The sequence below is a fragment of the Bradyrhizobium sp. CCBAU 51745 genome, assembly GCF_028128715.1.
In the GTDB taxonomy this organism is placed as follows: domain Bacteria; phylum Pseudomonadota; class Alphaproteobacteria; order Rhizobiales; family Xanthobacteraceae; genus Bradyrhizobium; species Bradyrhizobium manausense.
The window spans coordinates 68557-84349 of record NZ_LBJP01000086.1 but is presented as its reverse complement, the minus strand read 5'-3'; the positions used below and the strand labels follow the sequence as shown (position 1 = coordinate 84349).

At 65.4% G+C, this 15793-nt stretch carries 15 protein-coding genes; 10 read left to right on the top strand and 5 right to left on the bottom strand.

Going from position 1 to position 15793, the window contains the following annotated elements; all coding sequences use genetic code 11:
* Positions 1-624 precede the first annotated feature (624 nt).
* The 7 genes from XH98_RS27105 to XH98_RS27075 are packed head-to-tail and all read left to right on the top strand — an operon-like array spanning position 625 to position 7985.
* Positions 625-1407, top strand: coding sequence for an aspartate/glutamate racemase family protein (locus XH98_RS27105; protein WP_271620446.1), 783 nt, complete (start codon positions 625-627; stop codon positions 1405-1407).
* A 29-nt stretch (positions 1408-1436) separates the two neighbouring features.
* Positions 1437-1865 carry an organic hydroperoxide resistance protein gene (locus XH98_RS27100; RefSeq protein ID WP_271602028.1) on the top strand — a complete coding sequence of 143 codons (429 nt, stop codon included), beginning with the start codon at positions 1437-1439 and terminating at the stop codon, positions 1863-1865.
* A 22-nt stretch (positions 1866-1887) separates the two neighbouring features.
* Positions 1888-3066 (top strand): thiolase family protein, encoded by a 1179-nt coding sequence (locus tag XH98_RS27095; RefSeq protein WP_271620445.1) that lies wholly within the window; start codon positions 1888-1890, stop codon positions 3064-3066.
* Positions 3063-4304 (top strand): SDR family NAD(P)-dependent oxidoreductase, encoded by a 1242-nt coding sequence (locus XH98_RS27090; protein ID WP_271620444.1) that lies wholly within the window; start codon positions 3063-3065, stop codon positions 4302-4304. The genes XH98_RS27095 and XH98_RS27090 overlap by 4 nt, the downstream gene beginning before the upstream one ends.
* A gap of 34 nt (positions 4305-4338) precedes the next feature.
* Positions 4339-5121 (top strand): cyclase family protein, encoded by a 783-nt coding sequence (locus XH98_RS27085; protein WP_271620443.1) that lies wholly within the window; start codon positions 4339-4341, stop codon positions 5119-5121.
* Between the two features lie 56 nt (positions 5122-5177).
* Positions 5178-6335: an ABC transporter substrate-binding protein gene (locus tag XH98_RS27080; protein ID WP_271620442.1), complete on the top strand. Its 1158-nt coding sequence runs from the start codon at positions 5178-5180 to the stop codon at positions 6333-6335.
* A 15-nt stretch (positions 6336-6350) separates the two neighbouring features.
* Positions 6351-7985 (top strand): ATP-dependent acyl-CoA ligase, encoded by a 1635-nt coding sequence (locus XH98_RS27075; RefSeq protein WP_271620441.1) that lies wholly within the window; start codon positions 6351-6353, stop codon positions 7983-7985.
* A gap of 12 nt (positions 7986-7997) precedes the next feature.
* Here the strand turns inward: XH98_RS27075 and XH98_RS27070 are convergent, their stop codons facing one another.
* Positions 7998-8504: a MarR family winged helix-turn-helix transcriptional regulator gene (locus tag XH98_RS27070; RefSeq protein WP_220002881.1), complete on the bottom strand. Its 507-nt coding sequence runs from the start codon at positions 8502-8504 to the stop codon at positions 7998-8000.
* 289 nt (positions 8505-8793) lie between these two features.
* On the opposite strand from XH98_RS27070, the gene XH98_RS27065 reads away from it, so the two are divergent.
* From XH98_RS27065 to XH98_RS27055, 3 genes are read left to right on the top strand one after another with little or no spacing between them, the layout of a single operon-like run.
* A complete protein-coding gene (locus XH98_RS27065; protein ID WP_271602022.1) occupies positions 8794-11112 on the top strand; it encodes a bifunctional salicylyl-CoA 5-hydroxylase/oxidoreductase in 2319 nt (772 codons plus the stop codon).
* Positions 11113-11128: 16 nt separating this feature from the next.
* Positions 11129-12307, top strand: coding sequence for an acyl-CoA dehydrogenase family protein (locus tag XH98_RS27060; protein WP_271602021.1), 1179 nt, complete (start codon positions 11129-11131; stop codon positions 12305-12307).
* 18 nt (positions 12308-12325) lie between these two features.
* Entirely contained in the window at positions 12326-12757 is a 432-nt protein-coding gene (locus tag XH98_RS27055) for a RidA family protein (RefSeq protein ID WP_220002884.1), read from the top strand.
* Here the strand turns inward: XH98_RS27055 and XH98_RS27050 are convergent, their stop codons facing one another.
* The 4 genes from XH98_RS27050 to XH98_RS27035 are packed head-to-tail and all read right to left on the bottom strand — an operon-like array spanning position 12758 to position 15787.
* On the bottom strand, positions 12758-13522 hold the full coding sequence (locus tag XH98_RS27050; protein WP_271602020.1) for an ABC transporter permease: 765 nt from the start codon (positions 13520-13522) through the stop codon (positions 12758-12760).
* Positions 13519-14283 carry an ABC transporter permease gene (locus XH98_RS27045; protein ID WP_271620440.1) on the bottom strand — a complete coding sequence of 255 codons (765 nt, stop codon included), beginning with the start codon at positions 14281-14283 and terminating at the stop codon, positions 13519-13521. The genes XH98_RS27050 and XH98_RS27045 overlap by 4 nt, the downstream gene beginning before the upstream one ends.
* Positions 14280-15086 (bottom strand): ABC transporter ATP-binding protein, encoded by an 807-nt coding sequence (locus tag XH98_RS27040; protein WP_271620439.1) that lies wholly within the window; start codon positions 15084-15086, stop codon positions 14280-14282. Before XH98_RS27040 ends, XH98_RS27045 begins: the two co-directional genes overlap by 4 nt.
* On the bottom strand, positions 15083-15787 hold the full coding sequence (locus XH98_RS27035; protein ID WP_271602017.1) for a GntR family transcriptional regulator: 705 nt from the start codon (positions 15785-15787) through the stop codon (positions 15083-15085). The genes XH98_RS27040 and XH98_RS27035 overlap by 4 nt, the downstream gene beginning before the upstream one ends.
* Positions 15788-15793: the final 6 nt, after the last annotated feature.

Below are 15793 nucleotides of genomic sequence, written 5' to 3'. Positions count from 1 at the left end.
TCCGTTGATGCTGGATAGGGATGCCGTGAAGCTGCCGCGCGGAAACCCCCGAACGACGAGCCAACCGATTGAAAGCATTGCTGCAGCGCCAAATACCGGGCGCGTCCGAAGAGAGTTTGCTCGCCCGGCGCTCAGCAGTCATGATGTTGCTTGCCGCGCGAACGTCGAACCCACCGGCGAATGCAGGCGGGCCCTTTCCGGAGCGATGAAAGACCCTCGGTGCGGCCGCGACGCGCGACCGGCGACGCTGCCGCTACAGCCGGCTGTTCGAGCCCGGCGAATGTCCACACGATCGAGTCTCTCAAAATCGGTGCCCTGCAACATCATTGTCACGGCCGCCGGTCCCTGGTCGGCGAAGAATTACTTAAAGCCTAAAGTATCGGCGGTGGCGCCGTCAACACGTGTCACGGGGCTGTCAGAAAAAAATGTTGCTGCATACAATTTCGTCAGTGTGCGGCGTTTCTTGGCGGCCCGGTGGAGCGAAAAAGCCCTGCGGGCCATGCTCCGACGGCGAGCCTCGCAGTCGCCGCCGCGCGCATTTGACGCGTGAATTAGTTTATGATTGAAATATATTCATCGGCAGCCGACGACCGATCCTCCGATCGCCGCTTGAGGAGAAGGACGATGCGCATCTTCTGGCAGAGCTTCGTTGATGCGAGCGTGAACGCGCCCTACATGGCGCGGCTGTCGGAATACCTCAACGGCATCGCTGCACCAGGCACGACGGTTCACGTCGAGGGTATCAGTCCGCCGGACCGCGAGTTCGGCCGGCTCGCGGAATTGCGCTGCGCCGTCCAGGCGATCGACAACGGCATCGCGGCGGAGGAGGGCGGCTTCGATGCCTTCGTCATGGGGCATTTCCAGGATCCCGGCCTCTACGAGCTGCGCTCGGCGCTCGACATTCCCGTGATCGGGACCGGCGAGGCGACGTTGCTGGCGGCCTCGCAGCTCGGCCGGCGTCTCGGTCTTGTGACGCTCGATCCTGTCTTCGAGGTCTGGCACTATGAGCAGGCCGAGCGCTACGGCCTCGGCGATCGCGTCGTCCATGTGACCGGCCTCGGCTGCAAGCCGGAGGATTTCGCCGACGCCTTTGGTGGAGACGCTGCTGCGCAGGCCCGCATGATCAAGGACTTCGTCGCCTGCGCGCTGCCGCTGGTCGAGCGCGGCGCTGATGTCGTGATCCCGGCCGGCGTGCTGCCGGGCCTCCTGATCGGGAAGGAGCATGGCCTGAAGGTCGGCCACGCGCCGGTGGTCAACTGCGCGGCCGTGGCGCTGAAGAGCGCCGAGATGTGGGTGCAGCTCCGCAAGCTCAACGGCACCGAGCCCAGCCGCGGACCGAGCTTCAAGCGGGCCAGCGCCCAGGCGCGCAGCGATTTTCGCGCGCTGCTGGCCCGTAACAGCCGCTAGTTCTCGAAACCGTTCCTGGAGAACCCGTCATGATGACTCCCGAAAAGATCCTGTACGAGACGGAGGTGACGGCGACCGGAGGTCGGGATGGCAAGGCCGCCAGCGTCGACGGTCGGTTGTCGGTGTCGCTGTCCGTGCCGAAATCGCTGGGCGGTCCCGGCGGCGAAGGCACCAATCCCGAGCAGCTTTTCGCCGCCGGCTATGCCGCCTGCTTTCTCGGTGCGGTCAAGCTCGTCGCGCGCACGAGAAAGGTGGTGCCCTCCGCCGAGCCGTCCGTGACGGCGAAGGTTGCGATGGGGCCGGTGCCGGTCGGATATGCGCTCGCTGTCGAGCTGAAAGTCAACCTGCCAGGCGTCGAGAAAGCAGCGGCGGAAGAGGTCGTTGCCGCCGCACATGAGCGCTGCCCCTATTCGAACGCAACCCGCGGCAATATTGCCGTGAAACTGACGGTGGTCTGAGGCGGATGAACGAGGGCGGTCGGTGACCAACACCTTGCGCACACCGTATGATGGCGTGGTGATCGCCGCGCCCGTCACGATTCCCTATGTGCGCTACTCCATCGAAAGCGCGCAATGGTGGATCGGCCGTGCCCTGAGCGCGCTCGTTGCGCAAGCCGGCATCAAGGCCTCCGACATCGACGGCCTGTGCGTCTCCAGCTTCACCATGGGGACTGACAGCGGGGTTGGACTGACGCAGCATTTCGGGCTGTGCGTCCGGTGGCTAGATACGATCCCGCTCGGCGGCGCCAGCGCCATTGCAGGTCTGCGCAAGGCGGCGCGCGCGGTTCAGGCGCGCGACGCCGACATCGTGGCGTGTGTCGCCGGTGACACCAATCACGTCGATTCGTTCAGGCGGACCCTCGAGAACTTCTCGCGCTTCAACCAGGACGCCGTCTATCCCTACGGCGCGGGAGGCGCCAATTCGAGTTTTGCGCTGATCGCACGCAACTACATGCGGACGTTCGGGGTCACGCGTGAGGATGTCGGCAGGATCGCCGTCGCCCAGCGTGCCAACGCCTTGCGCAATCCGCATGCGCTGATGAAGACGCCGCTGACCATGGAGCAATATCTGGCCGCCCGGCCGATCTCCGATCCCATTCATCTGTTCGATTGCGTGATGCCGTGCGCCGGCGCCGAGGCCCTCCTCGTGATGCGCGAGGAGACTGCGGCATCGCTGGGTCTGCCTGCGGCGCGATTGCTGTCGACAATCGAGCGGCACAATGCCTTTGCCGACGATCCGATGCAGGTGCGCGGCGGCTGGGCGATGGATGTGGACGAGCTCTACGCGATGGCCGGCGTGAAGCCTGATGATCTCGATGTCGTGCAGACCTATGACGATTACCCCGTCATCGCCATGATGCAGTTCGAGGATCTTGGCTTCTGCAAGAAAGGCGAGGGCGCCGCGTTCGTGCGCCAGCATGATCTCACGATCGACGGCGACTTCCCGCACAACACCTCGGGCGGACAGCTCTCCGTCGGGCAGGCCGGTGCGGCCGGCGCCTATCTCGGTCTCGTCGAGGGGCTGCGGCAGGTTCTGGGCACTGCAGGCCCCACACAGGTCAGGAATGCCAGCCTCGCACTGGCCTCGGGATTCGGTATGATCAACTATGACCGTGGTCTCGCCTCGGGCGCCGCGATCTTTGCAGGGCCTTCGCGATGATAGAGCCGATCAAGCCGCCCCGGCGCAAGAACCCGCTGCTGCGGACGCGGCTGCCTGCCTCGCCTCCGCGACCGCGCAGCAGGACGTCGCACGGGTTCACGCGCGCGGCCGCCGAGGGCCGCTTCATGCTGCAACGCTGCGAGGCTTGCGGCTCTTTTGCCTATCCGGCACGGGAGGCATGTCCGTCCTGTCTTTCGGTTGGCCTTGTCTTCATCGACGCGCCACGCCGGGGCACCCTGCTCGCCGAGACCACGGCCCGCGTGCCGAGCGACGTCTATTTTCGCGAACGGGCGCCGTGGCGGATCGGGCTCGTCAAGATGGATTGCGGTCCGAGCATTGTCGCGCATCTTCATGCCGACTGTGTAGAGGGCGCGGCCGTCCGCATGTCGTTGCAGCTCGACAAGAGCGGGCAGGCGGTGGCCTTTGCCCATCCCGAGGGGGAGACTCCGAACATGGCGGACGACAGGCAGTGGCGGGAAATGACAGCCGATCCGAAATTCCGGCGCGTGCTCGTGACCAACGGCCGTAACATGATCGGCCAGGAAGCCGTCGCTGCCTTGAAGGCCGCAGGCGCCAAGACGGTGTTCGTCGGCGTCGCCGAACCGTGGCGGCCCTTTGCCGGCGAGGAGCGGCTGCGCGGTCAGGATGGGATCGAGATCGTGACCCTCGATGCGGCCGACGAAAAATCGGCGGCTGATCTTGCCGCCGACATCGGCGGCAAGGTCGATATCCTCGTCAACACGACGGAATATGTGCGGCCGGGCGGCCTGCTCGACCGCAGGGGCACGAGCATTGCGCGCGACGAGATCGACCAGGCCTATCTCGGCTTCATCAATCTCGCGCAGGCTTTTGGTCCCGCCATGCGGATGCGAGGTGCCGACGGCATCAATAGTAGTAGCGCGTGGGTCAATATTCTCTCGGTCTATGCGCTGGCGAACTGGCCTGCCTTTGGCGCCTATTCGGCCTCGCAGGCGGCGTGCCTGTCGCTCTCGCACTGCCTTCGTGCAGAGCTGAGGCCCGGCGGCGTCAAGGTGATGAATTTGTTCACCGGGCCCGTCGACACCGAATGGTTCCAGACTGTCCCGCCGCCGAAGGTGGCGCCGCGCGCGATTGCGCAGGCGATCGTGTCGGGTCTGAAGGGCGGGCTCGAAGAGATGTATGTCGGAGACGTCGCCGAGGAAATCCGGCAACGTCTCGCGGCCAATCCGAAAGCGCTGGAGCGCGAGCTCGACAAGTAAGCAGCGGATTTCAATCAAGCTGGAGGACGTCACAATGCAAAGCAAGAATCTCCTGGAGCTGGCGAGTGCGATTTCCTCGGGCGCGGTGCGCGTCGTCGACCTGACCTTTACGCTCAGTCCGGAGTTTCCGGTCATCGTGCTGCCGCCCGAGTTCGGGCAGGCCGCGCCGGTCCGTATCCAGGAAATCTCGCGATATGACGGTCGCGGCCCGGCCTGGTACTGGAACAACGTCACCTTCGGCGAGCACACCGGCACGCATTTCGACGCGCCGATCCACTGGTTCACCGGCAAGGATCTGCCAAACAATGCCGTCGACACCATGCCGCCGAAGGACATGATCGCCCCGGCTTGCGTCATCGATTGCTCGGCGCAGGCCGCGCAGGATCCGGACTTCGTCCTGACCGTCCCCGATGTCGAAGCGTGGGAGACGAAGCATGGACGGATCCCCCCTCGTCACTGGGTTCTGTTGCGCACCGATTGGTCGAAGAAGGGCTGGCGCGACTACGCGAACCTCAGGGATGACGGCGCACATACGCCGGGCCCGAATCCCGCTGTGATGAAGTGGCTGGTGGAGGAGCGCGGCGTCATCGGGTTTGGCACCGAGACCATCGGTACCGATGCGGGGCAGGCCGGGCATTTCGATCCGCCTTATCCGGCGCATCACTTCCTGCACGGCGCAGGGCGTTATGGCCTGCAATGCCTGTGCAACCTGGATCAGTTGCCACCCACCGGCGCCGTCATCGTGGCTTCGCCGCTGAAGATCCAGAACGGCTCCGGCAGTCCGCTTCGCGTCATCGCGCTGGTTGCCTCGACCTGAGCCCTGCAATGGCGCTTGCCGATCAGAACAAGAAATTCTCACGAAAGACAGGTGCCATGAACTTGACCAAGAGCCTGCTCGCCTCCGCTGCATTGCTGCTTGCCGTCCCACAAGCAGTGCAGGCCGACATCCTCGTTGGCTTCGTCACCGGCCTCAGTGGGCCGGTGTCGTCGATTGGAATTCCCAACGCGAAGGGGATTGCGGCAGGGCAGGCCTATCTCGGCGAGATCGGCGGCGAGAAGGTCCGGGTCATCCAGCTCGATGACGGCTCCGATCCGACCGCGTCGGCGCGCAATGCGCGCAAGCTCGTCGAGCAGGAGAAAGTCGATGTCCTGATCGGCACGTCCGGCGCCCCCCAGACGCTGGCGATGGCGACGGCGGCGATCGAGATGAAGATTCCAATGATCGCGGTGTCGCCGATCGCGCCGGTGCCGCCTGGCGATGGCGGTCCATGGGTCGTCCAGACGCCCCAACCGACGCCGCTGCTGGTGCAAGGGATCGTTGACAACATGAAGGCGAAAGGTCTGAAGACCGTTGCCTTCATCGGGTTCTCCGATGCGTTCGGCGACCTCATGTACAACTCGCTCGAGCAAAGTGCGAAGACGACCGACATCAAGATCATTGCCAATGAGCGCTATGCGCGTTCGGATTCTTCGGTCACAGCGCAGGTGCTGCGCGTTGTCGCCACGCATCCCGACGCAATCATGCTGGGCGGAACGGGAACGCCCGGTGCGCTGCCGGTGATCGCGCTGTCCGAGCGCGGCTACAAGGGGCCGCTCTTCGGCAATCACGGCATGATCAGCGCCGATTTCCTGCGCCTTGCCGGCAAGGCGGCGAACGGCATCATCTGTCCGACCGGGCCGGTGACCGCGGCGGAGCAGCTTCCCCCCAGCAATCCGATCCAGAAGGTGGCGCTGGATTTCCGTGCGGCCTTCGAGAAGGCGAACGGCGAGGCGCCGACGGATTCGTTTTCGTCCTATTCCTTCGATGGCTGGCTGGTGCTCGCCGATGCCGCCAAGCGTGCGATGGCATCAGGTGCCAAGCCCGGCTCGCCGGAATTCCGTATCGCGCTTCGCCAGGCGCTGTTCACCACCAAGGAGGTTGTCGGCACCCAGGGCGTTTACACCTATACGCCGGCGGATCGGCATGGCGTCGACGACCGCTCGCGCATCATGGTCCAGATCGTGGACGGTAAATATAAGTTGTTGCCCTGAGGTGGGAGCCTGATCGTGACGGAGAACGACGCGACGGCGAAGAACGTGCCGCCGGTCTGGGCGCGCGCGGTCGAGCTGTTTCCACCGTCCGACCGGATCCTCTCCACCATCCTCAGGCGGCAGGCGGAACGCTATGGCGATCGCGTCCTGCTTGTCGCGGGCGAGACGCGCTGGACCTTTGCGCAGACCGCGGCGATCGCGGCTGCATCGGCGCAGGCGCTCGTCGATGCCGGCATCAAGCCCGGCGATCGCGTCGCGCTGATGTGCTCGAACCGTCCGGAGTTCTTGCAGGTCTATCTCGGCTGTGCGTGGCTCGGAGCCATCGCGGTCCCCATCAACACCGCGCTGCGCGGCTTCCAGCTCTCCCACATCTTCCGCAACTCGCGTCCCGCGCTTCTTGCCGTTGAGGCGCAGTTCGCCGGTGCGTTCGAGAGTGTGGAAGCCGGTGTCGAGCTGCCGCCCCGAACCTGGATCATCGGAGCTGCCGGGGAGGCGTTCGATGCCGGGCTTTCGGCGGTGTCGCTGCCGCCTCTCGGAACGTCCGCTCCGGCATGTGCCGTGCGTCCCGGCGACACCGTTGCGATCCTTTACACGTCAGGCACCACGGGGCCTGCGAAGGGGGTGTGCTGCCCGCAGGCGCAGCTGTTCTGGTGGGGCATCTACTCGGCGCGGGCGCTCGGCATCCGCGAAGGGGATGTGCTGTTCACGACATTGCCCTTGTTCCACACCAACGCGCTGAACGCGTTCTATCAGGCGTTGCTGACCGGCTGCACCTATGTCTTGGAGCCGAAATTCTCCGCTTCCGGCTTCTGGGCCGCGGCGCGACGGCACAATGCAACGGTCGGCTATCTGCTCGGCGCGATGGCATCGATGCTTCTGGCGCAGCCGGCGACGACGGACGACAAGACGCATCGCCTTCGTGTTGCGCTCGGCGGCGGCGTGCCGCCGCAGATCCATGGTCCGTTCCATGAGCGGTTTGATGTCCCGCTGGTCGACGGCTACGGGTCGACCGAGACCAATTTCGTGTTCGCGGGTACGATCCCGTCCGATCGTCCGGGGACGATGGGCTATCTGGCCGACGGCATTGAAGCGCGGATCGTCGACGAGAATGATTCAGCGCTTCCCGATGGCGAGGCCGGCGAGCTCGTGCTGCGCGCCAGTGAGCCCTTTGCTTTTGCCACCGGCTATTTCGGCATGCCGGAGAAGACGGTCGAGGCCTGGCGCAATCTGTGGTTCCACTCCGGCGATCGGGTGGTTCGGGATGCTGACGGACACTATCGCTTCATCGATCGCATGAAGGATTCGATTCGCAGACGTGGTGAGAACGTGTCTTCATGGGAGGTCGAGCAGACCATCCAGTCCCATCCCGCGGTCGCGGCCTGCGCGATCTACCCATTGCCGTCGGAATTGGGCGAGGACGAGGTTGCGGCTGCGATCCTGCCGGAAGCTGGCCAATCGCTCGAGCCCGTCGACATTGTCAGGCACTGCGAAGGCCAGATCGCCTATTTCGCCATCCCGCGCTATGTGCGCATTCTGAGCCAGATGCCGCTGACGGAAAACGGCAAGATCAAGAAGGGCGTGCTGCGTGAGGCGGGCGTCACCGCGGACACATGGGATCGCGAGGCGGCCGGCGTGACGTTGCGGCGCTGAGCGTCGATCGATTCACGGTTTCTGCAGCGCGTCCCTGACGGCGCTCTTGAGTTCGTCGAGCTCGCCGATCAGTCCGTCGAACCGGTCCGCCGGGAAATTCGCCAGCAGCTCGGCAAGCCAGGCGCCGTGGCTCTTGGCCATTCGCCTGAAGGTCTTGCGGCCTTCGACCGTCATGCAGACGATCTGCACGCGGCGGTCGAGGTTCGACGGCGTGCGGGTGATGTATCCGTCCGCGACCAGGCGGTCCACGATCGGCGTCAGGTTCCCGGCCGAGACCATCAGGCGCTTGGGCAGCTCTCCCAGCACAAGCCCGCTCGGCTCGCGGTCCAGCTGAGCGAGAACATCGAAGCGAGGCATGGTGAAATCGAACTCTTCGCGAAACCGGCGCCGCAGTTCGCCCTCGATCAGGGTCGTGCAGGCGAGCAGCCGGAGCCAGACTCGGGTTTGAGCCCTGTACTCGGCTTCCTGATCCGCTCCATTCTTGGCCGAAACAGGCGTGGGCTCCTTCGCGAGTGCCAATCGAATCTCCCGGGCTTGATGGCCTTTCGAAAGCTGGCGCAGCTCTCGCGGACCTGGGCAAGATAGTTCGTACCAAAAGTAAATTCAAGGCGGAGCCCGGGGTCCTCGGATTCGGCGCCGCCTTGTCTCCAATTTATACCGGTTTCAAGATCGATGCCGCGGCTCTGCGCGCCGCCCGGGGGGCATTGCAGAACCGCCTTGACAACGCACGAGCCGGCGAAATACTTTATGCTTAAAATAATTTGAGTGAGAGCTCGACATCAGGCGCGACGCGCGAAAGCGAGGGATCATGCGCATAGTCTGTATCGGCGGCGGCCCGGCCGGCCTCTATCTGGGCCTGCTGATGAAGCGTCGGCATCCCGAGCATGTCATCACGGTGGTCGAGCGCAACAAGCCCTACGATACGTTCGGCTGGGGGGTCGTGTTCTCCGACGCCATGATGTCGGCGATGCGTGTTGCCGATCCCGAGAGCGCCGCCGAGATCGAGGACGCCTTCAACCACTGGGACGACATCGAGCTGGTCTTCAAGGGGACACGCCAGCGCACCAGTGGCCATGGCTTCATCGGCATCGGCCGCAAGCATCTGCTCAACATTCTGCAGCGGCGCTGCGAGGCGCTGGGTGTCGAGCTCGTGTTCGAGCGCGAGGTCGAGTCCGATCTCGAATTTCCCGACGCCGATTTGATCGTCGCCTGCGACGGCGTCAATTCCAGGATTCGTGCCCGCTATGCCGAGCAGTTCCAGCCCGACATGGTGATCCGGCCGAATCGTTACATCTGGCTCGGCACCAAGAAAGCGTTCGACGCCTTCACGTTCGACTTTCAGAAGACCGAGCACGGCTGGTTCCAGGCGCACATCTACAAGTTCGACGCGGAGACCTCGACCTTCATCGTCGAGACCACGGAAGAAGCCTATAATGCCCACGGACTGGGCGAGCTCGATCAGCAGGCGTCGATCGACTTCTGCGAAAAGATCTTCGCCGAGACGCTGGATGGCGCGAAGCTCCTGACCAACGCCCGCCATCTGCGCGGCTCGGCCTGGCTCAATTTCAGCCGCCTGATCTGCGGCAAATGGAGCGTCTTCAACGGCAAGTCGCATGTCGTGCTGATGGGGGATGCCGCGCACACCGCGCATTTCGCCATTGGCTCGGGCACCAAGCTCGCGCTCGACGACGCCATCGAGCTCGCCAACCAGTTCGACCGCCATGGTCACGGCCGCGACGGTATCCCGACCGTGCTGGAGGCCTATGAGGAGGTGCGCCGTGTCGATGTCGCGCGTATCCAGAACGCCGCGCGCAACGCCATGGAATGGTTCGAGGTGGTCGGCCGGCGCTACGCCGACACGCTCGAGCCGCCGCAATTCTTCTATTCGATGCTGACGCGCTCGCAGCGCATCAGCCACGAGAATCTTCGCCTGCGCGACCGCACCTGGCTGGAAGGTTTCGAGCGCTGGTTCGCCGCGCGCGCAGGGATCGCCGTCAAGGACGGCGAGCGGGTGCCGCCGCCGATGCTGACGCCGCACCGCGTGCGCGGCCTTGCGCTGGCGAACCGCATCATGGTCTCGCCGATGGCGATGTATTCGGCGCAGGACGGGCTCATCAACGACTTCCACATCGCCCATCTCGGCGCGCGCGCCATGGGCGGCGCCGGGCTGGTCTTCGCCGAGATGACCTGCGTCTCGCCCGACGCGCGGATCACGCCGGGCTGCCTCGGGCTTTGGAACGATGCGCAGGCTGAGCAATGGCGGCGGCTGGTCGAGCTCGTCCACAGCGTTGGGCATGCCAAGGTCGGGATTCAGCTCGGCCATGCCGGGCGCAAGGGCGCGACAAGGGTGCCGTGGGAGGGGATCGATCAACCCCTCGAGACGGGCGAATGGCCGCTGATCTCGGCGTCGGCCCTGGCGTACCTGCCCCACAGCCAGTTGCCGCGGGAAATGAACCGCCGCGATATGGACCGCGTCCGCGACGATTTCGTCGCGGCAACCCGCCGTGCGGCGGCCGCCGGTGTCGAGTGGCTCGAACTGCATTGCGCCCACGGCTATCTGCTGTCGAGCTTCCTCTCGCCGCTCACCAACCGGCGCACGGACGAGTACGGCGGCAGCCACGAGAACCGCGCGCGCTATCCGCTGGAGGTGTTCAAGGCGATGCGGGCGGTGTGGCCGTCCGATCGGCCGATGTCGGTGCGCCTGTCCTGTCATGACTGGACCGACGGCGGCAACACCCCGGCCGATGCGGCGATCTTCGCCGCGATGTTCAAGCAGGCGGGGGCGGACGTGATCGATTGCTCCTCGGGGCAGGTCTGGAAGGAGGAGCGGCCGATCTATGGACGCCTGTTCCAGACGCCCTTTGCCGACCTGATCCGCAACGAGGTCGGCATCGAAACGATTGCCGTTGGCGCGATCTCCGAGGCTGATCACGCCAACTCGATTCTGGCGGCCGGCCGCGCCGATCTCTGCGCCATTGCGCGGCCGCATCTGGCCGATCCCGCCTGGACCCTGCACGAAGCGGCGCGCATCGGCATCACCGCGGTCAGCTGGCCGAAGCAATATCTGTCCGCCAAGGGACAGTACGAAACCAACCTGGCGCGCGCTGCCGCAGCTAGCGCCCAGTGAACGGAGGAGGTGACAGATGAGCTCCGTTGCAAAAGTCATCAGGCGCGACTGGCTGGACTGGCCGTTCTTCGAACCGCGCCACCAGGCAATCGGCGCGAAGCTCGACCGCTTCGTGCAGTCGGGCGCGCTCGACACGATCGATCACGACGATGTCGACGGCGCCTGCCGCAGCCTCGTGCGCGCGATGGGCGAGGCGGGCCTGCTCGATTGCGCGGTGGCGGCGCCCGACGGCGATGCGGCCACGATCGATTCCCGCTCGATCTGCCTGTCGCGCGAATCGCTCGCCTATGCCGATGGACTTGCCGATTTCGCCTTCGCCATGCAGGGGCTCGGCTCCGGCGCGATTGCGCTCGGCGGCTCGGTGGAGCTGCGCAAGCAAGTGCTGCCGAAAGTTCGCTCCGGTGAATGGCTCGCGGCCTTTGCGCTGTCCGAGAAGGAGGCGGGATCCGACGTCGCGGCGATGTCCTGCACCGCGCGGACCGACGGTGACAACTACGTCATCGACGGCGAAAAGACCTGGATCTCCAATGGCGGCATTGCCGATGTCTACACGCTGTTTGCCCGAACCGGCGAGGCGCCGGGCGCGCGCGGCATCTCGGCCTTCGTCGTCTTTCCCGATGATCCCGGCTTCGGCATTGCCGAGCGCATCGACGTCATCGCGCCGCATCCGCTGGCGACGTTGCGCTTCACCAATTGCCGGATTCCGGCGAGCCGCTGCCTCGGCGCGCCCGGCGGCGGGTTCAAGCTTGCGATGCAGACGCTGGATATTTTCCGCGCCTCGGTCGCGGCCGCAGCTCTCGGCTTTGCCCGGCGTGCGCTCGACGAAGCGCTGTCGCACGCGCGCAGCCGCAAGATGTTCGGCGCGACCTTGGGAGATCTCCAACTGACCCAGGCCGCGCTCGGCGACATGGCGACGGACACCGATGCCGCCGCGCTCCTGACCTATCGCGCGGCCTGGCGGCGCGATGTCCAGAAACTTCCGACGACGGGTGAAGCGGCGATGGCGAAGCTGACTGCGACCGAGACTGCGCAGCGCGTCATCGACCGCGCCGTCCAGATGTTCGGCGGCCGCGGCGTGCGTAAAGGAGAGGTCGTCGAGAGCCTCTACCGCGAGATCCGGGCGCTGCGCATCTATGAGGGCGCGACCGAGGTCCAGAAACTGATTGTCGCGCGCGAGCTGTTGAAGCCGCGCTGAGAAGATAGAAAGTTCTCCATGAGTACGATGAGAAAGCCGGAAGCCGGTGCGACCAGCGGCCTGCAAGTGCTTCAGCCCAGCGGCTGGCCGCAGCCGAAAGGGTATGCCAACGGCATCACGGCCGAGGGACGCCTGGTCGTGACGGGTGGCGTCGTCGGTTGGGACGTCGCGGGCCGGTTTGCCGACGGCTTCGTCGCACAAGTCCGCCAGACGCTCGAAAACATCGTCGCAATCCTGGCCGAAGGCGGCGCGCGGCCGGACCATCTGGTGCGCCTGACCTGGTATGTCGTCGACATGGACGAGTACGTCGCGAACCTGAAGGCGCTCGGCAAAGCCTATCGCGAGGTGGTCGGCACCCATTACCCCAGCATGGCGCTGGTGCAGGTCGTGCGTCTGGTCGAGCCGTCGGCGCGTGTCGAGATCGAAGCGACAGCTGTCGTCCCGCGCTGATCAGCGCGTCGACTGCCACGCCAATAACCTGCGCTCGGCCAGTGACATCGCGACCGACGTGACATAGCCCGTGGCTCCGAGCAGGATCACGCCGGCAAACAGATCGGCCGACCGAAATGCGCGCGCCGACAGCAGCACCCAATGGCCAAGGCCGTCGAGCCCGGCCAGCACCTCGCAGACGACGGAGAGGATCAGCGCGACCGTCAGGCTGAGCCGCATGCCGGCGAGGATGTCGGGCAGGGCCGACGGCAATGCGATCTTGAAGACCACGGCGGTGCGCGACATCTGCAACGCGCGCGCGACCTCGTAGAGGCGCGGCTCGACCGCGGCAAAACCGTGAATGGTCGCAAGCATGATCGGCCAGATCGCACCGAAGGCGATCACGAACAGGGCCATGCCTTCAGTCAAGCCGAGCATCGCGATCGCGACCGGGATGATGGCGGAGACCGGCAGCGGACGCAGGAATTCCAGCGATGGCGCGATATAGATGCGCATCAGGCGAGAAGATCCGATCAGGGCGCCGAGCGCGATGCCCGCAATCGAAGCGGCGAGCCAGCCATAGGCCATGTGCTCCAGCGTGCCGACGAGCTTGCTGGTGAGATCGCCGCTCGCAAAGCCACGCATCAGTGCGGCCCAGGCGCGATCGGGGCCGGGCAGAAACACAGGCGAGACCAGCTTGAGATTGGCAATGAGCTGCCACAGCCCGACAAAGCCGGCGGCGACTGCGAAACTCGCCATGCGCCAGATCGTTGCGGTGGCGCTCATGAGCCGGCTCCGGCAGTGGCGGCGCGGCCGAACAGGCGGTACTGGACGACGATCAAAGCGAGGTTCAGCCCATAGCCGATGGCGCCGATCCAGACGAGATAAGCGAGCATCAAATCCGGCCGCAGTGCCTGCTGCGCAAGCATGATGCCGGCGCCGAGCCCGAGCGGATTGATCGCGATCTCGACCGTCACCGCGACGATCAATGCGATGCCGGCGGACAGGCGGAATGCGACGAAGATCCGCGGCAAAGCGGCTGGAATGATGATCTTGATGATCCGCTGCACCGGTGTCAGCCGCAGCGCCCGCGACACCTCCATCAACCGCGGCTCGATGCCGCGAACGGCGGTGCGGCTCAGGATCAGCATCGGCCAGACGCAGGCAAAGGCGACAATCACGATCTCCATGCGATAGCCGAAGCCGAGCGCGATCAGCGCGATCGGCAGCAGCGCGATCGACGGGATCGGCCGGATCGCCTCGATGGTCACTTCCATCAACCGATCGAGCACGCGCGAGATGCCGAAGGCGATCCCGAGCGCAAGCCCGATCACGCTGCCGATCGCGAGCCCCGCAAACGCCGCGAGCAGCGTGTCACGGGTGGCGATCGGGATCGTGAGGTCGGCGAGTGCTGCGACCAGAGCGGCGAGCACCGCGCTCGGAGGCGCCAGGCTGTCGCTCTGCAAATGGGCGAGGCGGATCCAGAGCTCGAAGACGAGCAGTGCCGCGAGCGGCAGCAGCAGCGGCTTGGTGCGTTCGAGGCTCAATGTTCGGTCGCCTTGATGAAGTCGAAGAGTTGCCGGCGCAGCCGCAGGAATTCCGGATGCTCCCTTGTGGCAAGCTGGTCGCGCGGGCGCGACAGGTTCACATCCAGCTCGATTCCGATCCGGCCGGGATGCGGCAACAGGCCGATGACGCGGTCGCCGAGATAGATCGCCTCGTCGAGATCGTGGGTCACGAAGATCACGGTGGTGTTGCTCGCCGCCGTCAACGACAGCACCTCGTCCTGCAGTCCTTGCCGCGTCATCGCATCCAGCGCGCCGAACGGCTCGTCCATCAGAAGCGTGGTCGGCTCCTGTGCCAGACAGCGCGCGATCTGCAACCGCTGCTGCATGCCGCCGGACATTTCCGCCGGATATTTGTCGGCATGGCCGGGCAGGCCGACCTTGCGCAGCAATGCCGCGATGCGGCCGGGTCGTTCGCGCGCGGGAATGCCGCTGGCCTCCAGCGCCAGCGAGATGTTGCCGGCTGCGGTTCGCCAGGGCAGCAGCGCCTTGCCATAGTCCTGGAATACGATCGCGACCTCGCGGCGCGGGTCGAGCATCGGCTGGCCGTCGAAGGTGACGGCGCCGCCGGTCGGACGATAGAGGCCCGCCGCGAGCCGCAATGCAGTGGTCTTGCCGCAACCGGAGGCGCCGACAATGCAGAGGAATTCGCCGGGCCGCACCGCAAGATCGAGATTCTCGATAATGGTCTTGCCGCCAAGCCGAAGCGTCGCCCCGTTGAAGCTGATCAACGGCTTTTGCCGCCGCGCCGCCTTTACGTCTTCAAGTCTTGCAAGAAGGGTCATCGGTTGCTCTCGCTGGCGGGCGGATAGACGAAATTGATGGTCGAATGCAGGTGCGCTTCCAGCATCTCTTGTGCACCTTCGACGTCTCGCGCCAGCACGCGGTCGGCGAGCATTTGATGGCTGCGGATAAACTCTGCACCGCTGTCAATTCCGCGCATCATCACGCGGCGGTAGCGATAGGCCTGGTCGTAGAGCTCCGAATGCGCGCCGAGCATCCGCCCCGAACCGCAGGCCGAGAGCAGGGCGGTATGAAAGCCCTTGTGCAGGCGGTCGAAATCGGCGGCGCCCTCGCGGAATTCGTTGCCGGTGCGCTCGATGTGGCGACGCATCTGGTGCAGCGCGCTGACGATGCCGGCCTCCCACGCGTCATTCCCAAGGATGATGGCCAGCCGGATCGCCTCTTTCTCGATGGCGGTGCGCATGCAGGTGATATCGGCCAGGTCCTCGCGGCTGACCTCGGCGACGCGAAAACCGCGCTGGCCGATGCCCACGATCAATCCGCGTGACATCAGGCGCGACAATCCTTCGCGGAGCGGCGTGGCGCCGATCTCATAGCGCTGCACGAGATCGACGATGCCAAGCCGCGACCCCGGCGCCAGGCGTCCGGCCAGAATGTCCTGCTCGAGGAGGCTGGCCGCGCGCTCGCTCAAGGTGCCGGCCTCGCCGCTCGGACGTTCGACAGGACGTTCGGAAGCCGGCATCGCAGG